This window comes from Pseudomonas sp. S2_A05 (genome assembly GCF_054668485.1).
This window is the reverse complement of sequence record NZ_CP162775.1, coordinates 541754-561516: the sequence shown is the minus strand read 5'-3', so window position 1 is coordinate 561516 and position 19763 is coordinate 541754. Positions and strand designations below refer to the sequence as shown.

At 61.7% G+C, this 19763-nt stretch carries 21 protein-coding genes and 1 riboswitch; of the genes, 5 read left to right on the top strand and 16 right to left on the bottom strand.

The genetic code is table 11. From position 1 onward, the window contains the following. Positions 1–271 precede the first annotated feature (271 nt). Positions 272–1636 (bottom strand): DNA recombination protein RmuC, encoded by a 1365-nt coding sequence (locus AB4O12_RS02660; RefSeq protein ID WP_164488343.1) that lies wholly within the window; start codon positions 1634–1636, stop codon positions 272–274. A 175-nt stretch (positions 1637–1811) separates the two neighbouring features. Further along, the gene (locus tag AB4O12_RS02655) at positions 1812–2135 is read right to left on the bottom strand and encodes an SEL1-like repeat protein (RefSeq protein ID WP_024012181.1); all 324 of its coding nucleotides are present in this window, start codon (positions 2133–2135) and stop codon (positions 1812–1814) included. 908 nt (positions 2136–3043) lie between these two features. Between AB4O12_RS02655 and AB4O12_RS02650 the strand changes: the two genes are divergently transcribed. The 3 genes from AB4O12_RS02650 to AB4O12_RS02640 all read left to right on the top strand — a co-directional run bounded on the left by AB4O12_RS02650 (position 3044) and on the right by AB4O12_RS02640 (position 5440). Continuing rightward, on the top strand, positions 3044–3268 hold the full coding sequence (locus tag AB4O12_RS02650) for a hypothetical protein (RefSeq protein ID WP_016773719.1): 225 nt from the start codon (positions 3044–3046) through the stop codon (positions 3266–3268). A 271-nt stretch (positions 3269–3539) separates the two neighbouring features. Then, positions 3540–4022 (top strand): hypothetical protein, encoded by a 483-nt coding sequence (locus tag AB4O12_RS02645; RefSeq protein ID WP_073472662.1) that lies wholly within the window; start codon positions 3540–3542, stop codon positions 4020–4022. Between the two features lie 146 nt (positions 4023–4168). Next, on the top strand, positions 4169–5440 hold the full coding sequence (locus AB4O12_RS02640) for an OmpP1/FadL family transporter (RefSeq protein ID WP_056783953.1): 1272 nt from the start codon (positions 4169–4171) through the stop codon (positions 5438–5440). A 203-nt stretch (positions 5441–5643) separates the two neighbouring features. Here AB4O12_RS02640 and AB4O12_RS02635 read toward each other — a convergent pair whose 3' ends face one another. From AB4O12_RS02635 to cobO, 14 genes are all read right to left on the bottom strand, one after another. Next, positions 5644–6204, bottom strand: coding sequence for a glutathione peroxidase (locus AB4O12_RS02635; RefSeq protein WP_071171497.1), 561 nt, complete (start codon positions 6202–6204; stop codon positions 5644–5646). Between the two features lie 54 nt (positions 6205–6258). Beyond that, positions 6259–6381, bottom strand: coding sequence for a hypothetical protein (locus AB4O12_RS02630; protein ID WP_423664655.1), 123 nt, complete (start codon positions 6379–6381; stop codon positions 6259–6261). Further along, on the bottom strand, positions 6378–7586 hold the full coding sequence (locus tag AB4O12_RS02625; RefSeq protein ID WP_056783951.1) for an MFS transporter: 1209 nt from the start codon (positions 7584–7586) through the stop codon (positions 6378–6380). The genes AB4O12_RS02630 and AB4O12_RS02625 overlap by 4 nt, the downstream gene beginning before the upstream one ends. 52 nt (positions 7587–7638) lie before the next feature. Continuing rightward, on the bottom strand, positions 7639–8043 hold the full coding sequence (locus AB4O12_RS02620) for a MarR family winged helix-turn-helix transcriptional regulator (RefSeq protein ID WP_016773714.1): 405 nt from the start codon (positions 8041–8043) through the stop codon (positions 7639–7641). Between the two features lie 175 nt (positions 8044–8218). Then, a complete protein-coding gene (locus AB4O12_RS02615) occupies positions 8219–8941 on the bottom strand; it encodes an adenosylcobinamide-GDP ribazoletransferase (protein ID WP_460060273.1) in 723 nt (240 codons plus the stop codon). A gap of 1 nt (position 8942) precedes the next feature. Next, the gene (gene cobC / locus AB4O12_RS02610; RefSeq protein WP_056783946.1) at positions 8943–9518 is read right to left on the bottom strand and encodes an alpha-ribazole phosphatase family protein; all 576 of its coding nucleotides are present in this window, start codon (positions 9516–9518) and stop codon (positions 8943–8945) included. Then, complete coding sequence (cobT, locus tag AB4O12_RS02605) at positions 9515–10570, bottom strand: nicotinate-nucleotide--dimethylbenzimidazole phosphoribosyltransferase (protein ID WP_460060271.1); 1056 nt, start codon at positions 10568–10570, stop codon at positions 9515–9517. The genes cobC and cobT overlap by 4 nt, the downstream gene beginning before the upstream one ends. Continuing rightward, entirely contained in the window at positions 10567–11088 is a 522-nt protein-coding gene (gene cobU, locus AB4O12_RS02600) for a bifunctional adenosylcobinamide kinase/adenosylcobinamide-phosphate guanylyltransferase (RefSeq protein ID WP_041479540.1), read from the bottom strand. The genes cobT and cobU overlap by 4 nt, the downstream gene beginning before the upstream one ends. A gap of 121 nt (positions 11089–11209) precedes the next feature. Continuing rightward, positions 11210–12661, bottom strand: coding sequence for a cobyric acid synthase (locus tag AB4O12_RS02595; protein WP_252879678.1), 1452 nt, complete (start codon positions 12659–12661; stop codon positions 11210–11212). After that, on the bottom strand, positions 12658–13650 hold the full coding sequence (cobD, locus tag AB4O12_RS02590; RefSeq protein ID WP_150636724.1) for a threonine-phosphate decarboxylase CobD: 993 nt from the start codon (positions 13648–13650) through the stop codon (positions 12658–12660). Before cobD ends, AB4O12_RS02595 begins: the two co-directional genes overlap by 4 nt. Continuing rightward, positions 13643–14551 (bottom strand): adenosylcobinamide-phosphate synthase CbiB, encoded by a 909-nt coding sequence (cbiB, locus tag AB4O12_RS02585; RefSeq protein WP_041479543.1) that lies wholly within the window; start codon positions 14549–14551, stop codon positions 13643–13645. The genes cobD and cbiB overlap by 8 nt, the downstream gene beginning before the upstream one ends. Next, positions 14548–15198 (bottom strand): 5,6-dimethylbenzimidazole synthase, encoded by a 651-nt coding sequence (bluB, locus tag AB4O12_RS02580; protein WP_024012169.1) that lies wholly within the window; start codon positions 15196–15198, stop codon positions 14548–14550. The genes cbiB and bluB overlap by 4 nt, the downstream gene beginning before the upstream one ends. Next, complete coding sequence (locus AB4O12_RS02575) at positions 15195–16595, bottom strand: cobyrinate a,c-diamide synthase (RefSeq protein WP_305382475.1); 1401 nt, start codon at positions 16593–16595, stop codon at positions 15195–15197. The genes bluB and AB4O12_RS02575 overlap by 4 nt, the downstream gene beginning before the upstream one ends. Continuing rightward, positions 16592–17203, bottom strand: coding sequence for a cob(I)yrinic acid a,c-diamide adenosyltransferase (gene cobO, locus AB4O12_RS02570; protein ID WP_150636720.1), 612 nt, complete (start codon positions 17201–17203; stop codon positions 16592–16594). Before cobO ends, AB4O12_RS02575 begins: the two co-directional genes overlap by 4 nt. A gap of 83 nt (positions 17204–17286) precedes the next feature. Next, positions 17287–17516: riboswitch (cobalamin riboswitch) on the bottom strand. A 161-nt stretch (positions 17517–17677) separates the two neighbouring features. Between cobO and AB4O12_RS02565 the strand changes: the two genes are divergently transcribed. Further along, positions 17678–18262, top strand: coding sequence for a hypothetical protein (locus AB4O12_RS02565; RefSeq protein ID WP_252887525.1), 585 nt, complete (start codon positions 17678–17680; stop codon positions 18260–18262). Positions 18263–18328: 66 nt separating this feature from the next. Next, on the top strand, positions 18329–19642 hold the full coding sequence (locus tag AB4O12_RS02560; RefSeq protein ID WP_460060269.1) for a PQQ-dependent sugar dehydrogenase: 1314 nt from the start codon (positions 18329–18331) through the stop codon (positions 19640–19642). The last annotated feature ends 121 nt before the right edge of the window (positions 19643–19763 follow it).

Genomic DNA, 19763 nt, shown 5'->3' with positions numbered 1-19763 from the left:
GGAGGGATTGATCCGGGCGTGGGAGCGCAGCGACCGTCTGGCGCAGCCAGACACAGCGAGTGTAGGTGCAGCGAAGCAAACCGGAGCCGCTGCGCCCGGATCGATCCCGGAGCGAAGGAACCCGAGCCTGCGAGGGCCGAACGCAGGAGCTAGCGTTTTTTGCTTACTTTTTTAGGCGCTTGTAAAAAAGTAAGTCGCCGTCAGGCGAAACCGCCAGCCGCCACGCCCGCAGCAACGGATATGCCCCCAAAATCAGCCCAAAAAACGACGCCTACTCAGGCAACTCAACCAACCCATCAACATCCGTCATCGCCCGCTCCAGCAAATCCGCCGGCAAGCTCTTGCTCGCCCGCGCACCGAGCAACTTCAACTGCTCACTGCGGCTGACCAGATTACCGCGCCCCTCTGTCAGCTTATTGCGCGCTGAGCTGTAAGCCTTGTCCAGTTGCTGCAGACGATTGCCCACTTCGTCCAGATCCTGAATAAACAACACGAACTTGTCGTACAGCCAACCCGCCCGCTCAGCGATTTCCCGGGCATTCTGGCTCTGCCGTTCCTGCTTCCACAAACTGTCGATCACCCGCAGCGTGGCCAGCAGCGTAGTCGGGCTGACGATCACGATATTGCGGTCGAAAGCGTCCTGAAACAGCGACGGCTCAGCCTGTAACGCAGCGGAAAATGCCGCTTCGATCGGTACGAACAACAAAACGAAATCGAGGCTGTGCAGGCCTTCCAGGCGCTTGTAATCCTTGCCGGCCAGACCTTTGACGTGATTGCGCAGCGACAACACGTGCTGCTTAATCGCGATCTGCCCCAACGTGTCGTCATCAGCCGCAACATATTGTTGATAGGCCGTGAGGCTGACTTTCGAATCGACCACCACCTGCTTGTCGCCGGGCAGATAAATGATCACATCGGGCTGGAAGCGTTCCCCGTCCGGGCCTTTGAGATTGACCTGGGTCTGGTACTCGCGGCCCTTCTCCAGACCTGCATGCTCAAGAACGCGCTCGAGGATCAGTTCGCCCCAATTGCCTTGGGTTTTCTGGCCCTTGAGCGCGCGAGTCAGGTTGGTCGCTTCGTCGCTCAGGCGCAGGTTCAATGCCTGCAAACGCTCCAGCTCCTTGGCCAGCGAGAAGCGCTCGCGGGCTTCGGCCTGATAGCTTTCTTCCACGCGTTTTTCAAAGGACTGGATGCGTTCTTTCAACGGATCGAGTAACTGCCCGAGCCGCTGCTGGCTGGTTTCGGCAAAGCGCTGCTCACGCTCATCGAAGATCTTGCCGGCCAGCTCGGCGAATTGCGCACGCAACTCATCGCGCGAGCCTTGCAGGTCGTTGAGACGTTGTTGATGGCTTTCCTGTTGCTCTCGCAGTTCGGCACTCAGCGAGGCCGCTTGGGCGTCGAGGCGGCGCAACTCAGCGTCCTTGTTGGCGCGTTCGAGGTTCCAGGCGTGGGAGGCGTCGCGGGCGTCATCGCGCTCGATCTGCAGCAATTCAACTTCGCGGCGCAGGGCGGCGAGGTCTGCCTGTTTGGCGGCATTGGCCTGGCCGAGATCGGCGATTTCATCGCGGCTCGCTTCAAGCTGCGCGGTGAGGCCGTCCTGGGCCAGTTGCGCCATCGCCAGGCGCTCCTCGAGCAAGGCCAGATCGGCCTGGGCATTGCCGGCCCGGCGTTGCAGTTGCCAGGCCAGCGCCAGCAGCGGCACCCCTGCTGCCGCAAGACCAAGCAATATGCTGGTCAAGTCCATAGCCATAGCGACTCCTGCCAATCGGATAAAGCCTGAAGGTTAACCAAGGTGTCTGGGCTTGGACAGCTCAGTCTTCGATCAGACCGAGTTCCTGCTGTGCGCGACGGTCACCGGCGCGGGCGGCCTGACGCAGCAGCTCCTGACCGATACGCCGGTCACGGGCATTGCCGCACTCACGGCAGATCAATTGGCCGAGACGGCTTTGCGCAGCGACTACACCTTCACGGGCCGGTTGCTTGAGCAGGCGGCCCGCGAGGTGTTTGGCGCTGGGGCTGTCGCTCAGGCGCGGCGCATCGAGCAGCCACTCAGCCACACGTACGGAAAAACGCTTGGGAGCGGTAACAGAGGTCGGATTGGAGGTAACAGAGTCTGATACTGAGCGAAACTTCATAAAGCACTGCGGGACAGATCGGAAGGCGCGCCACTTTACTCTCTTTTTCTTACAGGTAAAGTCGAAAAAAACCCGGCACGCCCGTCCTAGAGCAAGCGCTAGGGACAATCCACAGAAGCTGTGGATAAGTCAGTGGACAACCGCTCTGTGATCCTCGCAAAGCCTTATGGAATGGGGCTCGCAGTCAAACTGACGATTTTTTCACCAACAAAAAAAGACGATATTTTTCATTGACTTAAACTTTTGATACAGGCAGTGACTGGAGTCAGGATCGATGTGACAGTTGCGTTACGCTCTGCGCAACTAATGTGCACAAGTACCTGTGAGCCGGTTATATGCGTGCGCTTTTTCGGGTCATTTTGCGCAGCTACGAGCGACCGAAAGGCTCTGCGAAAAGCATGCACGCCGACGGACGGTGCGACCCGACCATTCCCTGTGAAGTTTTTTTGACGTGGGGTTTGCTTCGCCCGAACGGATCCGTTACTATCCGCGGCGTTAGTACCAAGCTGAAAGTCAATTCCGGTCGAACATCTCCCACGGTCAACTTCCAACAGGAAGACACTGCCGAAAAAAGCGGGAACGACCCCTCGATGGTTTCCAGGTAACTTTTGCGACGACGCTGCCTTTGAACGAAAGCAAAGGGCGTTGCGAAGAACACTTACTCTGACCGAACCAACCTGCAAATTGATCAGGATCTTCACCCCGGGCCCAGAACCTTTGCCCTCGCTGTGATGCCTGTCCTCCTAAGTACCTACCTGCCAGCCCAAGCGCGCTCACTTATCAGCGCTTCAAACTGGCTGCTTTGTTCCAGTCGGGTTCTTCGTTCGATCAATGGTGATCAACGTTACTGGAACGTTTTAACGTTGCACGGTTCTTATCCGTGTCATTTGTAGGAACACCTAATAACTATGTCTACTCAAATCCAGACTCAGGATGCCATTCGCACCCTAACCAACGCTTTTGCTCCAATGAACTGCCTGATCATGGCCGCTCGCAAAGGCTGCTTCAGCTTCACCGTAGTCAATGAACACGGTATCGCTCGTCACAGCGAGCGTCTGTACCCCGATCAATACTCCAGCGCCGAACCGCTGCAGGCCGTGATCGAGCGTACCCGTCAGGCACTGGTTGCCTGAAAGCCGGACAGGCTGCAAAAGCAAAGCCCTGCTGAAAAGCGGGGCTTTTTATTGCCTGATATTTCACTTTTAGCGCAACGCTTCTAAGCATGTTCCGATCTAACGCCCGGTATGCGATGGCGGAAATATTTTAAAAACAGTCCTTTACACGCTGAATATGACACTACACTTCAACTCAAGCGGCTTGACCCGCTTGCGGCGAGCCTGATTCGATCCACTGCTGCCAAAGCCCCTTCAGGACTCGCCCTCAACAACAAGAACCGAGGGTGTTATGGGTATCGCTGCCAGCGAACTGTGCCGCTATGTGATCCGTCCCACATTGATCTATCTGGGACGCCACTGCGCAACCGCCGAATCCCTGCTGCTGGGTATCGCTGCCAGCCAATCCGCCCTCGGCTCTGCCCTGCACGACCGCCGCGGCCACGGCCTCTACCGGATTGCCGAGCATCGCCATCAGGCGCTCTGGGACGATTATCTGGCGCTCGATCCGGAGCGCGCCAGCCTGGTGCGCGGCCTCGCCAGTCAGCATGCATTCCTCAGCGGTCCGCATCTGGAACTGACCGTGAACCTGCGTTACGCCACGGCCATCGCCTGGCTGCTGGTAGAAGAACAGAACCCCATCCTCCCCGCTCCGACCGACCTGCTCGGCATGGCGCGCATCTGGCGCCAGACCTTTCAACCGCAAGGCCGTTTGCGCGACTTCACCTATGCCTGGCAAACCTGTGTTTCACCGTTGAATCAGGTCGCTTGCTGACCGGGCGGTTTCACAAGTTCTCGCAACAAGTCGCCATTTTGGTCGGATTGTCCTACAAAACCGCTCTAACTCAAGGCTTACAAGCTATAGCGCTGGGACGAAAATGTTGGTAATTTTCGCCCCGGTGATCACCAGGAGTTCTAATAATGAAAAAAGTCATGCTCAAAACCACCCTTAGCCTCGCCGTTACCCTTGCCTCCACACAAATCTTCGCGGCAGGTTTTGCCCTCAACGAACAAAGCATCAGTGGGATGGGGACTGGTTTTGCCGGGCGATCTTCTTCTGCCGACGACGCAAGCACTGTTTATGGCAACCCGGCCGGCATGGCGCGCATCAAGCGCGAACAAGTCACCGGCGGCGTCGCCCTGGTCGACGCGCATACCGATATCAGCGATACCAGCTCCAGCCCTAATGGCGGCAGCAACAAGGGCGACATGGTGCCCCTCACTGCCGTACCGATGGGCTTCTATGTAAAACCGATCGATGATCACTGGGCATTCGGCCTCGGTGTGTACGTACCGTTCGGTCTGATCACGGATTACGAAAACGGCTTCGCCGGTCGTTACTTCGGCAGCAAGTCCGAAGTGCAAGTCATCACTTTCCAGCCAACCGTCAGCTACGCCTTCAACGACAAGGTGTCGATCGGTTTCGGCCCGACCATCAACCGTATCGACGGCTCGCTGGAATCCAACCTGTCGATCACCCAGGCACTGCCGGACGGCAAGGTCAAGATCAAGGGTGACGACACCGCGCTGGGCTACAACGTCGGCTTGCTGGTCCAGGCCACCGACACCACCCGTGTCGGCCTGACCTATCACTCCAAGGTCGACTACAAGCTCGAAGGCGACACCAAGGTCAACTACAACGCTCTGGCGCTGGTGGGCGTTGGCGCCAACCAGAAGTACGACGCTTCGTTGAAGATCACCACGCCGGAATCCGTGGACCTGTCGGTCACCCAGGCGATCAACGATCGCTGGAACGTCTACGCCGGCACCACCTGGACCCGCTGGAGCCAGCTGGACAAGATCACCGTGAAGAACTCCGGCGTGCAGCCTCTGCTGGCCGGTCAGTTCGGTTCGATCAACGAAGACCAGAACTGGCATGACTCCTGGGCCTATGCCGTGGGTACCTCGTACCAGTTGAACAAGGAATGGGTCCTGCGTACCGGTCTGACCTTCGACCAGTCGCCAACCAATAACGAAGACCGCTCGCCGCGTATCCCGACTGGCGACCGCACCATCTTCAGTATCGGTGCCGGCTGGAGCCCGACCGACGACCTGACCATCGACGTCGCGTACTCGTACCTGAAAGAAGAGTCGGTCAACATCCGCAACGAAAACGCGCGCGGCCAGACTTACGATGCCAAGTATGAAAACTCGGCAAACGGCTTCGGTGTCGGCGCGACATACCGCTTCTGATGCACCGTGGCGAGGCTAAACCCTCGCCCACGAAAAAGCCCCGCTCTCTTTACAGAGGCGGGGCTTTTTCATGCCTGGGCATCGAACAAACCGGTAGGAGCTGACGAGTGCAACGAGGCTGCGATCTTTTGATCTTGAATTCGAGGATCAAAAGATCGCAGCCTCGTTGCACTCGTCAGCTCCTACAGGATCATCACAGGGCTTCAGGGCTTCAGCGGTTTGGAGGCAATTGCCTTTTCGATCGCGGCGATAAACTCGGGATCATCCGGTTTGGTCAAGCTGGAAAAACTCGCTACCACCTTGCCCTGCCGGTCGACCACGTACTTGTAGAAATTCCACTTCGGCGCATTGCTCTGCGCGGCCAGCACCTGGAACAGATGCGTGGCGTCATCACCGCGAACCTTCTGCGGCTCGGTCATGTTGAAGGTCACGCCATAATTGGCGTAGCAGACCTTGGCGGTTTCGGCGCTGTCCTTGGACTCCTGCTTGAAGTCATTCGACGGCACGCCGAGCATTTCCAGCCCTTGCGCCTTGTAGCGCTTGTTCAGCGCCTCGAGGCCTTCGAACTGCGGGGCGAAACCGCAGAAGCTGGCGGTATTGACCACCACCAGCGGCTTGTCGGCGTACTGCTTGCACAGATCGATGGATTCCTTGGCGCGCAGCTTGGGCAGCGAGCCTTGCAGCAGCTCAGGACAGTCGGCGGCCTGGGCCAGGCCAGTCAACGCCATCAGCAACGCGGGAACAGCACACCAGCGCATCAACATGTCGAATTTCCTTGGGCAGTCATCAGGCTTCGACGTTACTCGCCACGCTGCCATCTAGCAAATGCTCATGCCCAACTGCATCAGCGCCAGACCGCCGCGTTGCCAGCCCCACCACACCAGCGCCAACAGCGCAGCAGCCAGTGCGGTCACGGCGAATCGCGTGCAGATCCGGCTCATGCTGCGCTCGCCGCAGCTTGCAGGCGCGCCACCGGACGCTCGCGCACCGGCCAGTTCAGCGCCGCCGCGAGCAGGCTCAAGAGAACCGCCACTTGCCAGATCAAGTCATAACTCCCGGTTCGGTCGTACACCACCCCGCCCAGCCAGCCACCAAGGAATGAGCCGAGCTGATGGAACAGAAAGACGATGCCACCGAGCATGGACAAATTGCGCACGCCGAACAAGGTCGCCACCGTACCGTTGGTCAACGGCACCGTCGACAGCCACAGGAAGCCCATGGCCATGCCGAACAGATACGCTGTGGTGGTGGTCACCGGCAACCACAGGAACAGCACGATCACCACCGCGCGCAACAGATACAGCGCAGTCAACAGACGCGGTTTGGACATGCGTCCGCCAAGCCAACCAGCGGTGTAAGTGCCGAAGATATTGAACAGCCCGATCAATGCCAGCACCGTGGTGCCGACACTGGCGGGCAGATGCTGATCCACCAGATACGCTGGCAAGTGCACACCGATGAACACCACCTGAAAACCGCAGACAAAAAAGCCGAACGCCAGCAGCCAGAATCCGGAGTGCGAGCAGGCCTCACGCAGCGCTTCGGAAAGAGTCTGTTCATGGCCAAGCACCGGCAGGGGTTTATCCTTGAGCATGCTCACCAGCGGCACAATCATCGCCACCAGCAGGCCCAGCACCAACAGCGCGGCCGACCAGCCGAGCCAGCCGATCAACCCGAGAGTGCCCGGCAACATCGCAAACTGGCCGAACGAACCGGCGGCGCTGGCGATACCCATGCCCATGCTGCGTTTCTCTGGCGGCACAGCGCGACCCACAACACCAAGAATGACCGAAAACGAAGTGCCCGAAAGACCGATACCGATCAGCAGACCGGCACTGAGTGACAGAGTCACTGCCGAATCAGACAGGCCCATGCACACCAGGCCCGCCGCGTAGAGGATCCCACCGACCAGCACCACTTTCGCCGCACCGAAGCGGTCGGCCAGCGCGCCGGTGAACGGCTGCGCCAGGCCCCAGATCAGGTTTTGCAGGGCTATGGCGAAGGCAAACACTTCGCGACCCCAGCCGAACTGCGCGCTCATTGGCGACAGGAACAAGCCGAACCCGTGACGCACGCCCAATGACAACGCCAGGATCAGCGCACTCCCCAGCAACACCCAACCGCACGTACGCCACATCGATGTCATTGTTATTCTCCAGTCGCGGGTATATACCCGCTTGAGCGCGAAGAAACCGGCGTCAGGCCAGTTCGTCGAGCAATTTGAGCAAGGTTTCGCGCTTCTCGGCACCGAGCCGGTCGATCAGCCGCTGTTGCGCCGCCTCCCACGCCGGCAATGCCGCTGCCAGCCGCTGCACGCCGGTTTCAGTGAGGCGCACGATGCGGTTGCGCATGTCCTCGCCTTCGGCCAGCGCCACCAGACCTTCGCCCTCCAGCACACGTAGATTGCGCCCGAGGGTGCTGCGATCCAGGCCCATGGCCTCAGCCAGTTCGGAAATGCTCGGTTGCTCCAGCCGCTGCAGATTGCACAGCAGAGAATACTGGGCAACGTTGATCCCGAAGCCGTCGAGAGCGCCGTCGTAATGCCTGCTGACGCCACGCGCGGCGCGACGCAGGTTGGTGCATAAACACTGAGAAGGAAGCATGATGCGTGTATATACCCGCGAGTGTGTTAAATCAAGTTACAGATCAGTTTACTCTGAACATCATTGTTGCCGGTGAGGCCGCCTTCGCGAGCAGGCTCGCTCCCACAGGGGATTGCATTTCGAAGGTGGGAGCGAGCCTGCTCGCGAAGGGGCCGGCATCATCTACGCAAATCCTTCAGACCAAAGCGAGCCCCACCAACACCCCCATCTCCAGCAATTCCAGCAACGCCCCTGCCGTATCCCCGGTAGCCCCGCCCAACCGCCGCATCATCAATCGCCGCAGCCAGACAAACCCAACCAGCGAAATCAGCACCGCGCCGATACCCGCGATCAACACGCAGCCCAGCGCACTCAACCCCAGCACCCACCACCCCGCTTTGCGCGGCAGATGATCGGCCAGCGCCTGACCCAAGCCACCCGCACGCACATACGGCGTAGTCAGAAACAACCCCAACAGCGCCGCTCGCCCGAGCACCGGGACGATGATCAGCGCCAGGGTATGCCCTTGCTCGATCAGCGCCAGCAGCGCGGCGAATTTCAGCAACAACACCAGCACCAGCGTGACCACCGCGATCGGCCCGCTGCACGGATCTTTCATGATCGTCAGCGTGCGCTCGCGATCACCGAAGCCGCCGAGCCAGGCATCAGCGCTGTCGGCCAGGCCATCGAGATGCAGCGCGCCGCTGAGCAATACCCACACGGTCAACAACAGCGCCGCATGCAGCAACATCGGCGCGCCGACCAATAACAGATTCAACGCATAGAGGATCAACCCGAACAGCAATCCCACCAGCGGATAAAACAGCAGCGAACGGCCGAGCTGTTGCGGCTCGGGCATGCCCGGCAGGCGAATCGGCAGGCTGCTGAGAAACTGCAAGGCGATCCACAGCGGCAACATCTCAGTGACCTTCCTTGAGCGCGCCATCAGCCTCGACCGTCAGCGCAAACAGCGCGCCGTGGCCGACTTCGACATTGAGCAACTGTTCGCGCGGCAGACCACGTGCCTGCGCGAGCAACAAGCGCATCACGCCGCCGTGGCTGACCAGCAGAATCCGTTCGCCGGCGTAAGCCGCCTGCAACCGCGCGACCGCCGCCAACACCCGCGCGGAAAACGCGCTGACCGGCTCCCCCTGCGGTGGCGTGAAGCCATAGGGATCAGCCCAGAACAGCCCCAGCGCTTCGGCGTCCGTTTCCATCAACGCCGCCGCGCTCTGCCCTTCCCATGCGCCGAAATGCAGTTCCTGCAGATCCTTGTCCAGATGCACGGACAGGTTCAATTGCTCACCGAGTTCGGCGGCGAAGCGCGCGCAGCGCTGCAATGGCGAACTGACAATTCGATCCCACGGCCCGCCTTCGACCACCGCTGCACGCATCTGTGTCCAGCCGTTTGCGGTCAGCGCATCGTCGAGGCTGCCGCGCAAGCCGCCGCCGAGTTCCGTTTCGCCGTGGCGCAGCAGATCCAGACGCAGACTCATGCCGGGCGATCCGCGACAGCCGCTTCGGCGAACGTCGCCATTTGCCCGTGCAGGTCACAGGCCAGGCGCAACAACGGCACCGCCAACGCTGCGCCACTGCCCTCGCCCAAGCGCAGGTCGAGTTCCAGCAACGGTTCGGCGCACAAGGTTTCCAGCACATGACGATGGCCCGGCTCGGCACCGCGATGGCCGAACAACAGCCATTCACGACAGGCCGGATTCAAGCGCACTGCGACCAGCGCGGCGACAGTACAGATAAATCCGTCGACCAGCACCGCGATGCCTTCCTGCGCGCAGGCCAGATAAGCGCCGACCAACGCGGCAATCTCGAAACCGCCGAGATTCAACAGCGTCTGCAAGGCATCGCCACGCTGCGTGGCATGCAGCGCCAGCGCGCGCTCGATGACTTGCGCCTTGTGGCTGACGCCAGCGGCATTCAGCCCGGTACCGGGACCGGTCAGGTGCGCAACCGGGCAATCGAGCAAGGCACAGGCCAGCGCACTGGCCGCCGTGGTGTTGCCGATGCCCATCTCGCCGCCGATGAACAACTGGGAACCGGCGGCTTTCGCGCGCAAGACGCTGTCGCGACCGGCCTGCAAGGCTATTTCGCCCTGCGCCTGAGTCATCGCTGCGCCCTGAGCGAAGTTCGCCGTTCCCGCACCAATGTTCAGATGGCGCACGCCGGGCAGGTTCAGCGCCGGATTCACCGTGCCCAGATCGACCACTTCCAGTTGCGCACCGAGCTGACGCGCCAGCACGCTGATCGCCGCGCCGCCGCTGACAAAGTTGAGCAGCATCTGCCCGGTAACTTCCTGCGGATAAGCCGATACGCCTTCGGCTACCACACCATGGTCGCCAGCGAAGATCGCGATCCAGACTTGATCCAGCGTTGGCTTGAGCTGACCTTGCAGACCGGCCAGTTGCACGGCCACCGATTCAAGGCGCCCCAGCGAACCGGCCGGTTTGGTCAGTTGCTGCTGGCGCTCGGTCGCTTGCGCGATGATGTCCGAGTTCACGGTTTTGCACGGGTTCAGCCACCAGGTCGGGCTCATAACGCAGGTCCTTTCAAAGTCAGGGGCAGGCCGGCGACGGTCAGGACAACTCGCTGACAGCGCTCGGCCAGAGCTTGATGCAGCCAACCGGCTTCATCGACATAGCGGCGGGTCAATTCGCCCAGCGGCACGACACCCATTCCGGTCTCGTTGCTGACAAAAATGATTTCACCCGGCAACGACGCCAGGCAGTCGAGCAGCGCTTCACGCTCGGCGGCGAGACGTTCGGCGTCGTCGAGCATGAGCAGATTGGTCAGCCACAGGGTCAGGCAATCGACCAGCAGGCAGCGCTCTGCGCCGGCGGATTCGCGCAGCACGCGGGCCAGTTCCAGTGGCTCTTCGATCAACGCCCATTCGACCGGGCGGCGCGCGCGGTGATGGGCGACGCGCTGGTTCATTTCGCCGTCGAGCGGTTGGCTGGTGGCGATGTAGGTGACCGCCAGATGGCTGTCGCTGGCGAGTTTTTCCGCCAGACGACTCTTGCCGGAGCGGGCGCCGCCGAGGATCAGTTGGAGCATGGGTTCATCCAAAAATGTGTGGTGAGACAACCGGCCCCTTCGCGAGCAGGCTCGCTCCCACCGTTGATCGCGTCTCCCTGTGGGGAGCGAGCCTGCTCGCGAAGAGGCCAGTCCAGACAACTCAAATCCCGCAGAGCTGACGCAACAGCCCGGTATCCAGATGCTTCTCCACCAGATCTGCCAGCCGTTCGATGTCGCGTTCGCGCAAGCCGTGGTAATCGACTTCCTGCACATCACTCAACCCGGCCCAGCGCAGCAACGCCGCGCTCGCCTCGGGGGATTCGAACAAGCCGTGCAGATAGGTGCCAAACACCTGACCATCGGCACTTTGCGCACCATCGCAACGACCGTCGTCCAAATGTACCGCCGGATTCTCCAGCGCCGGCCCGCTGGTTACGCCAGCGTGTATTTCGTAACCGCTGACTGCGGCGCTTTCCAACGCCAGCCGCCCGCGCACGTTGCGCAATTGCTTCTCGGCTTCGAGTTGCGTTTCGAACGCCAGCAGCCCCAGACCGGCGCTGGAGCCGGCAGCGCCTTCCAGCCCAAGCGGATCGTGTACTTGCTCACCGAGCATCTGCAGACCGCCGCAAATCCCCAGCACCTTGCCGCCGTAGCGCAGATGCCGATTGATCGCAGCGTCCCAGCCGTTGGCGCGCAGATAAGCCAGATCACTGCGCACGCTTTTCGAGCCCGGCAGGATGATCAGGTCGGCGGCGGGAATCGCCTGCCCCGGGCCGACAAATTGCAGATCCACCTGCGGATGCAGACGCAGCGGGTCGAAATCGGTGTGATTGCTGATGCGCGGCAGCACCGGCACCACCACTTTCAAGACCTGTTCGGCCTTGTCGGTCTGGCGTTGGTCGATGCCGTCCTCGGCTTCAAGGTGCAGGTCCATCACGTAGGGCAGGACGCCGACCACCGGTTTGCCGGTGCGCTGTTCCAGCCAGTCGAGGCCCGGTTGCAACAAGGCGATATCGCCACGAAAGCGGTTGATGATGAAGCCTTTGACCCGCGCCTGCTCGCTCGGTGAAAGCAATTCCAGCGTGCCGACCAAATGCGCAAACACGCCGCCGCGATTGATGTCGGCGATCAGCAGCACCGGGCAATCCACCGCTTCGGCAAAGCCCATGTTGGCAATGTCGCCGGCGCGCAGATTGATCTCCGCCGGCGAACCGGCGCCTTCGACCATTACCAACGAGTACGCAGCGCTGAGTCGCTCGTGCGAGGCGAGCACCGCTTGCATCGCGATGGCCTTGTAATCGTGATAGGCGACGGCGTTCATCGTCGTCACCGCGCGGCCATGAATGATCACTTGCGCGCCGGTGTCGCTGTTGGGCTTGAGCAGCACCGGGTTCATGTCTGTGTGCGGTTCAAGACCGGCCGCTTGCGCCTGCACTGCCTGCGCGCGGCCGATCTCGCCGCCGTCAGCGGTGACTGCGCTGTTGAGCGCCATGTTCTGCGGTTTGAACGGCACCACCGCCACGCCCTGGCGAGTGGCCCAGCGGCACAACGCGGTCACCAATGTGCTTTTGCCGGCATCGGACGTGGTGCCTTGCACCATCAGAGTGGTCATGGGTGGTCCTTGGCGAATGCTTGCAAAGCCTGTTCGAGACGCAGCTCTTGCGCGGCATCGGCTGGCAGGCCGAAACGCACGCTGCTGTTGTGGCTGAACAGGCGCAGGAGGATGCCGCGCCGGGCGAGGAATTCGTGCAGCGCTTCGGCGTGCTCGGTGATCAGCCACTGAAACAGCGCGCAGCCACCCTGCGGTGCAAAACCGCAACGGGTCAGCAGCGCCGCCAGCCGTTCGCTCGCTTCATCGCTACGAATCCGCTGACGGGTGTGACCCTCGGTGTCTTGCAGGCACGCCGTACCGAGTACCCGCGTCGGCCCGCTCACCGCCCACGGCCCGACCTGTTCGGCGAGCAGTTTGAGCAACTTGCGCTCAGCCAGAACGAAACCGAGGCGCACCCCGGCCAGACCGAAAAACTTGCCGAACGAACGCAACACCACCAGCCCGACCTGATGCGCATAGGGCGCCAGGCTCAGTTGCGGTGTGTTGTCCATGAATGCTTCGTCGACCACCAGCCAGCCGCCGCGTTGCGCCAGCCGCGCATGCCAGTCGAGCAGGCGTGCCGGGGTCAGGCTGAGGCCGGTCGGATTGTTCGGATTGACTACCACCAGCACATCGAGACTGTCGAGAAAGAACTCGACTTCCTGCTCGAGCACTTCACGGACGATGTAACCGCTGCGCCGCCAGGCTTCGGCATGCTCGGCATAGCACGGCGACAACACGCCGACCTTGCCGGCCCGGCGCAGACGCGGCAGCAACTGGATAGCCATTTGCGAGCCGGCGACCGGTAGCACCTGCGCGGCGCCGTAATAATCGCAGGCGGCCTGTTCCAGTCCGTCATCGGTTTCCGGCAAGCGCGCCCAGGCGCGTAGCGGGATCTCCGGGATCGGGAACGGCCATGGCGCGAGGCCGCTGGACAGGTCAAGCCAGTCGGCCTCGGCAATCCCGTAATCGAGTGCAGCCTTGCGCAGCCGGCCACCGTGCTCAAGCATAAAATTCCGCCCCCAGGCAAAGCATCAGCAGCCACAACCATACGCCGCGCTGGACCAATTGCCAGCCACGGTCAATGGAATCGGCATCCGCCGGCGCACCTTCGCCCAGTTGTGGGCGCTCATGCAGTTCGCCGTGATAGATCGCCGGTCCACCCAACTCGACGCCGAGCGCACCGGCACCGGCCGCCATCACCGGGCCGGCGTTAGGGCTGTCCCACTGCGGCGCCTGGGTGCGCCAGCACTTCAGCGCGAGGCGGGTTTTGCCGAGCAGCGCGTAGGTCAATGCCACCAGACGCGCAGGAATGTAGTTCAACACGTCGTCGATTTTCGCCGCCGCCCAGCCGAAACGTTCGAAGCGTTCGTTGCGATAACCCCACATCGCATCGAGGGTATTGCTCAAGCGATACAGAACCACGCCCGGGGCGCCGGCGACGACAAACCAGAACAGCGCAGCGAACACCGCATCGCTGCCGTTCTCCAGCACCGACTCAGTCGCGGCACGGGCCACGGCAGTGCTGTCGAGTTCATCGGTCTGGCGGCTGACCAGATAACCGACACGCTTGCGCGCCTCGTCCAGATCATCGGCGCGCAACGCAGCCGCGACCGGTGCGACATGTTCGCCGAGGCTGCGCATGCCGAGGGCGCAATACAGCGCGAGAATCTCGACAATCCAGCCCACATAGGGCGCCCAGGAAAATGCTGTGGCGAGCAAGGTCAGCGGCAGCACCGCGAGCACCCACGCGGTCACACCGTGGCTGCGCCAGCCCCGGCCGCCGGCGTTGAAGCGTTGCTCGATGCGCCCGGCAAAATTGCCGAACGCCACCAGCGGATGCCAGCGTTTCGGTTCACCGAGCAGCGCATCCAGCGCTACTGCGGCGACACTCAGCAACGCCACACTCATTGACTCACTCCCCAATAATTTTCGTACAGCAACTCGTTGAGCGGCCGCGCCTGCGCCCAGCCTTCAAGTACCAGCATCGGCGCCGGATAGAATTCCTTGACCGGGCCGAGACACAACACCGCCAGCGGTTTCGCACCGGCCGGCAATTTGAGCAAATCCGCCAAGGCTTGCGGTTCGAACAACGAAACCCAGCCCATGCCCAGGCCTTCGGCACGGGAGGCCAGCCACAGATTCTGGATCGCGCAGGACAGCGAGGCCATGTCCATTTCCGGCAACGTGCGCCGACCGAAGATGTGTTTTTCGCGATCGTCCATCAGCGCTGCGACCAGCACTTCGGCGCAATCGTTGATGCCTTCGACCTTGAGCTGCATGAACTCATCGCTGCGCTCGCCAAGGGCTTCGGCAGTGCGGATGCGCTCTTCTTCCACCAGATCGCGGATCTGCCCGCGCAGAGCACGATCGCTGATGCGGATGAAGCGCCAGGGCTGCATCAGACCGACGCTCGGCGCTTGATGAGCGGCTTCGAGCAGACGACGCAGCAGTTGCGGCTCGACGCTGCCGCCGGTGAAGTGGCGCATGTCGCGGCGCTCGGCGATTGCCTTGTAGACCGCTGCGCGCTCGGCTTCGGAGAATGTGTTGTCGGTCATGGCCCCATCGCTGGCAAGCCAGCTCCCACAGGAGATCGCATTTCTTCAGGAAGCTCACCATTCACTGTGGGAGCGAGCTTGCTCGCGAAGCCGGCCTCACTGTCTGGCGCAAACAATGCCGCAATCGCAGTCGGATTCGATGGGAAATAAAAGTGCACGTACGACGCCGTCATCCGCCCCTCGCGATAAACCGCCTCAGCGCCGCGCCCGCCATTGGGACTCAGCCCACGGGCAATCGGCGTCAGCGCTGTGGTGGTCAGGGAATGATGATAGGTATGCCCACGCAACTCCCCTTCCGGCAATTCAACCGCCTGCAACGCCAGCGCCGCCAGACGCTTCTGCATCACCGCCTCGCCCTTGAGCAAACCGACCAGCTCAGCACGGGTGCCTTCCACGTCAGTCAGCGAATCAAGCAGGTAAAGCATGCCGCCACATTCGGCGAGCAAGGGCTTGCCCGCCGTATGGTGCGCGCGGATCGCCGCCAGCATCGAGGCGTTTTGCGCCAGCGCGACGTGATGCAACTCTGGATAGCCGCCCGGTAGATACAGGCTGTCCGCCTCGGGCAATTGCGTGTCGCGGATCGGCGAGAAGAAGCGCAATTCGGCGCCCATCGCCCGCAGCAGATCGAGACTGGCGCCATAGGTGAAGGCAAAGGCTTCATCGCGGGCAACGGCGATGCGCACACCTTTTAATAGAGGCTCGGCGGCGATGATCTCAGGCGCGGCGAATTCTACGGCGGGTGGCAGCGCGACCTCGCAACTGCTGGCCAGCGCATCGGCGGCCGCGTCGAGGCGCAGATCCAGATCATTCAATTCGCTGGCCTGAACCAGGCCGAGGTGGCGGCTCGGCAATTCGATACCGGTTTCGCGGGACAGCGCACCGTACCAGCGCAGACCTTCGGTGAGGCTGCCTTCGAGTAATTGCGCATGGCGCAAGGTGCCGACGCGGTTGGCCAGCACGCCAGCGAACGGCAAGTCCGGCTGATACTTCGCCAGGCCCAGCGCCAAGGCGCCAAAGGTCTGCGCCATGGCGGTGCCGTCGATCACGCCGAGCACCGGCACACCGAAGTGGCGCGCCAGATCAGCGCTGGATGGCGTGCCGTCGAAAAGGCCCATCACCCCTTCAATCAGAATCAGGTCGGCTTCGGCGGCGGCTTCCCACAACAGCCGGCGACTTTCCTGCTCGCCGACCATCCACATGTCCAGTTGATACACCGGCGCACCGCTGGCGCGCTCGAGGATCATCGGGTCGAGAAAGTCCGGGCCGCATTTGAACACGCGCACCTTGCGCCCCTGATTGCGATGCAAACGGGCGAGTGCGGCGGTGACGGTGGTCTTGCCCTGACCGGAGGCCGGCGCGGCGATCAACACCGCGGGGCAGTGACGTGGTGGCTTCAAAGTTCGACGCCTTTCTGCGCTTTGATCCCGGCCTGGAAGGCGTGCTTGAGCATGCCCATCTCGGTAACCGTGTCGCCCATCTCGATCATTTCCGGCTTGGCGCCGCGACCGGTGACCACCACGTGCTGCATCGGCGGGCGCGCTTGCAAATCGCTGAGCACCTGATCGAGATCGAGGTAGCCGTGCTTGAGGGCGATGTTCAATTCATCGAGCACCACCAGACCGATCGAAGGGTCGCGCAACAATTCACGCGAGACTTCCCAAGCGGCGGTCGCAGCGGCGATGTCGCGCTGACGATCCTGGGTTTCCCAGGTGAAGCCTTCGCCCATGACGTGGAAACGCACCTGCTCGGGGAAGCGGCGGAAAAACAATTCCTCGCCAGTGCTGTTGCGGCCCTTGATGAACTGCACCACGCCGCACTGCATGCCGTGGCCCATCGCGCGGGCGAGCATGCCGAACGCCGAGCTGCTCTTGCCTTTGCCATTGCCGGTCAGCACCAGCACCAGGCCACATTCGTCGGGCGAGCTGGCGATGCGTTCGTCGATCACGGCCTTCTTGCGCTGCATGCGCGCCAGATGGCGTTCGTCACGCTCGGGGGAATCAGTCATGGGGGGAGCTCTCCGTTGAGGCTGGATAACGGCGGGCAGGCACAAGAATAGACGGCAAAAAGCCTGGCATCGCCCACCGTGATGCCGCTGAGATGGATCAGGCCGGTCTCCGGGCTCATGAGCGGCGTTTCGCCGGACTGCGCGCCTTCCCGCTTCTTTCGAGGCAGTGGCTCAAGGCGCAGTTTTCACTCATTTACCGTTGCGGGGGCAGCGCCGGGATCGTCGTGGCTTCGCTTGAAGACCACCCTCACCGGCTTCCCTGTTTCACTCTGTCGACGCGGGGCCACAGAGCACCTGAAACAAGCGGCGAAGGTTAGAGGGTTGGGGGTGGAGCGTCAATTGAAGAGGCGCTTTGCGCGCGAATAACTGCCGCTGATCCATTGTGCAGCGGCAATCTTGTGCCAGACTGCGACAAGTGATATCAAAGAGCCATGCTTTTTTCGAAAGCCCACTACAACAATAAGGATGACGACGATGCAAGGCATGATCATCAGCAACCCGCGCCTGGAATTTCTGCGCCCGGTGCTGGAACGCTGGTTTGACTGTATCGATCGCTACAACACTGTACGCGGCGACAACGACACACCGTACTGGCACGACGAGAAAGCCAATCTCGGCCTGCTCGCGGCAGCGGCGTGGATGGCTGAAATGGTCACGCTGAACGACACGGCCACGCGCAAACAGAACGAAGAAGGCGAACGCAATGCTCGCGCCGACCTGCTGATTGCCGGCGCCGAAGACCGCGCGTTCATTCAGGCCACGCAACGCTGGCCACGGGTCAACAACCTCAACCTGACCCAGGCACTGCTCGACATCACCGTTGATGCCAAGCGCATCAGCTACGCCAGCGATCTCAAGCTCGGCTGCCTCTTCGTCGCTCCGCAAAAACCTCAGCACAGCGCCAGCCCCGAAGAATTGCAGGACATGGTCGACGACCTGCAAAAGGAACACACCTGCGCCGTGGCCTGGTATTTCCCCTACGCCTATCGCAAATTGCACAGCGACGCGGGCAACTATCATCCGGGCATCGCCGTGCTGTTAAAGGAAGCCCGCGGTTGAGCAGTTGAACCATCGGGCCTGCGCCCTCCTCTATGTTTAGGAATGCATTCATAGGGAAGATCAGCAATGCGCAAGGCCCAACTCGCTCTTATCATCGCCGTCGCTGGCGGGCTCGCCGCCTGCGGTGAAACCTCCAGCCTGCAAGTCTCCGACGGCACCGGCCCGTCACCGAAACTGCCCGAACCGAACAAGACGCTGATCCCGACAGTCAACATCGCCCCGGCGGTGGGCTGGCCGGACGGCGCGAAACCGACCGCAGCGGCCGGCACCCAGGTCGCCGCGTTTGCCGAAGGCCTTGATCACCCGCGCTGGCTCTACGTGCTGCCCAACGGCGATGTGCTGGTGGCGGAGACCAATGCGCCGCCCAAGCCCGATGACAGCAAAGGCATTCGTGGCTGGGTGATGAAGAAAGTCATGGGCAAGGCCGGCGCCGGCGTGCCCAGCCCGAACCGCATCACCCTGCTGCGTGATGCCGACCACGACGGCGTCGCAGAAACCCGCACGGTGTTCCTGCAGAACCTCAATTCGCCGTTTGGCATGACGCTGGTCGGCAACGATTTGTACGTAGCCGACACCGACCGCCTGCTGCGCTTCAACTACGAGCCGGGCGCCACCGAGATCAAGACCCAACCGATCAAAGTCGTCGACTTGCCTGGCGGCACGCTGAATCACCACTGGACCAAAAACGTCATCGCCAGCAAGGACGGCAACAAGCTCTACGTCACCGTCGGCTCGAACAGTAACGTCGGCGAAAACGGTCTGGATCAGGAAGAAGGCCGCGCGGCGATCTGGGAAGTCGATCGTGCGACCGGCAACCACCGCATCTTCGCCTCGGGCATTCGCAACCCCAACGGCCTCGCCCGGGAACCTACCAGCGGCGCCTTGTGGACAGCGGTCAACGAGCGTGACGAAATCGGCAGCGATCTGGTGCCGGACTACATCACCTCGGTCAAGGACGGCGGCTTCTATGGCTGGCCGTTCAGCTACTACGGCCAGCACGTCGATGTGCGGGTCAAACCGCAGAATCCTGATCTGGTGGCCAAGGCCATCGCTCCGGATTACGCGGTCGGTCCGCACACCGCTTCGCTGGGCCTGACCTTCGCCGAGGGCAACCGCTTGCCGGCGCAATTCAAGGAAGGCGCATTCATTGGCCAACACGGCTCGTGGAACCGCAAACCGCACAGTGGCTACAAGGTGATTTTCGTGCCGTTTACTGGCGGCAAGCCGACCGGGCAGCCGGTGGATGTGCTGACCGGCTTCCTCGACAAGGACGAGAACGCGCTGGGCCGCCCGGTGGGCGTGGTGATCGATCAGCAAGGTGGCTTGCTGGTGGCAGATGATGTGGGCAACAAGGTGTGGCGCGTTTCTGCCAGCAAGTAAGTTAAGCGCGAAGCAAAAAATGTGGGAGCGAGCCTGCTCGCGAAAGCGGTTTATCAGTCAAATCATTGTCAACTGACACTCCGCCTTCGCGAGCAGGCTCGCTCCCACATTTAGTTATGCA

What these genes read in the sequence shown, in the direction of transcription:
- AB4O12_RS02650 (WP_016773719.1), top strand. Translation starts at nt 3,044, where the DNA reads ATGTCTACTCAAATCCAGACTCAGGATGCCATTCGCACCCTAACCAAC.
- bluB (WP_024012169.1), bottom strand. Translation starts at nt 15,198, where the DNA reads ATGACCGACAACACATTCTCCGAAGCCGAGCGCGCAGCGGTCTACAAG.
- cobU (WP_041479540.1), bottom strand. Translation starts at nt 11,088, where the DNA reads ATGCTCCAACTGATCCTCGGCGGCGCCCGCTCCGGCAAGAGTCGTCTG.
- AB4O12_RS02655 (WP_024012181.1), bottom strand. Translation starts at nt 2,135, where the DNA reads ATGAAGTTTCGCTCAGTATCAGACTCTGTTACCTCCAATCCGACCTCT.
- AB4O12_RS02640 (WP_056783953.1), top strand. Translation starts at nt 4,169, where the DNA reads ATGAAAAAAGTCATGCTCAAAACCACCCTTAGCCTCGCCGTTACCCTT.
- AB4O12_RS02595 (WP_252879678.1), bottom strand. Translation starts at nt 12,661, where the DNA reads ATGACCACTCTGATGGTGCAAGGCACCACGTCCGATGCCGGCAAAAGC.
- cobD (WP_150636724.1), bottom strand. Translation starts at nt 13,650, where the DNA reads ATGCTTGAGCACGGTGGCCGGCTGCGCAAGGCTGCACTCGATTACGGG.
- AB4O12_RS02615 (WP_460060273.1), bottom strand. Translation starts at nt 8,941, where the DNA reads ATGTTGCCGCTGTGGATCGCCTTGCAGTTTCTCAGCAGCCTGCCGATT.
- cobT (WP_460060271.1), bottom strand. Translation starts at nt 10,570, where the DNA reads ATGAGCCCGACCTGGTGGCTGAACCCGTGCAAAACCGTGAACTCGGAC.
- AB4O12_RS02625 (WP_056783951.1), bottom strand. Translation starts at nt 7,586, where the DNA reads ATGACATCGATGTGGCGTACGTGCGGTTGGGTGTTGCTGGGGAGTGCG.
- AB4O12_RS02630 (WP_423664655.1), bottom strand. Translation starts at nt 6,381, where the DNA reads ATGAGCCGGATCTGCACGCGATTCGCCGTGACCGCACTGGCTGCTGCG.
- cobO (WP_150636720.1), bottom strand. Translation starts at nt 17,203, where the DNA reads ATGACTGATTCCCCCGAGCGTGACGAACGCCATCTGGCGCGCATGCAG.
- AB4O12_RS02635 (WP_071171497.1), bottom strand. Translation starts at nt 6,204, where the DNA reads ATGTTGATGCGCTGGTGTGCTGTTCCCGCGTTGCTGATGGCGTTGACT.
- cbiB (WP_041479543.1), bottom strand. Translation starts at nt 14,551, where the DNA reads ATGAGTGTGGCGTTGCTGAGTGTCGCCGCAGTAGCGCTGGATGCGCTG.
- AB4O12_RS02645 (WP_073472662.1), top strand. Translation starts at nt 3,540, where the DNA reads ATGGGTATCGCTGCCAGCGAACTGTGCCGCTATGTGATCCGTCCCACA.
- AB4O12_RS02560 (WP_460060269.1), top strand. Translation starts at nt 18,329, where the DNA reads ATGCGCAAGGCCCAACTCGCTCTTATCATCGCCGTCGCTGGCGGGCTC.
- AB4O12_RS02565 (WP_252887525.1), top strand. Translation starts at nt 17,678, where the DNA reads ATGCAAGGCATGATCATCAGCAACCCGCGCCTGGAATTTCTGCGCCCG.
- cobC (WP_056783946.1), bottom strand. Translation starts at nt 9,518, where the DNA reads ATGAGTCTGCGTCTGGATCTGCTGCGCCACGGCGAAACGGAACTCGGC.
- AB4O12_RS02620 (WP_016773714.1), bottom strand. Translation starts at nt 8,043, where the DNA reads ATGCTTCCTTCTCAGTGTTTATGCACCAACCTGCGTCGCGCCGCGCGT.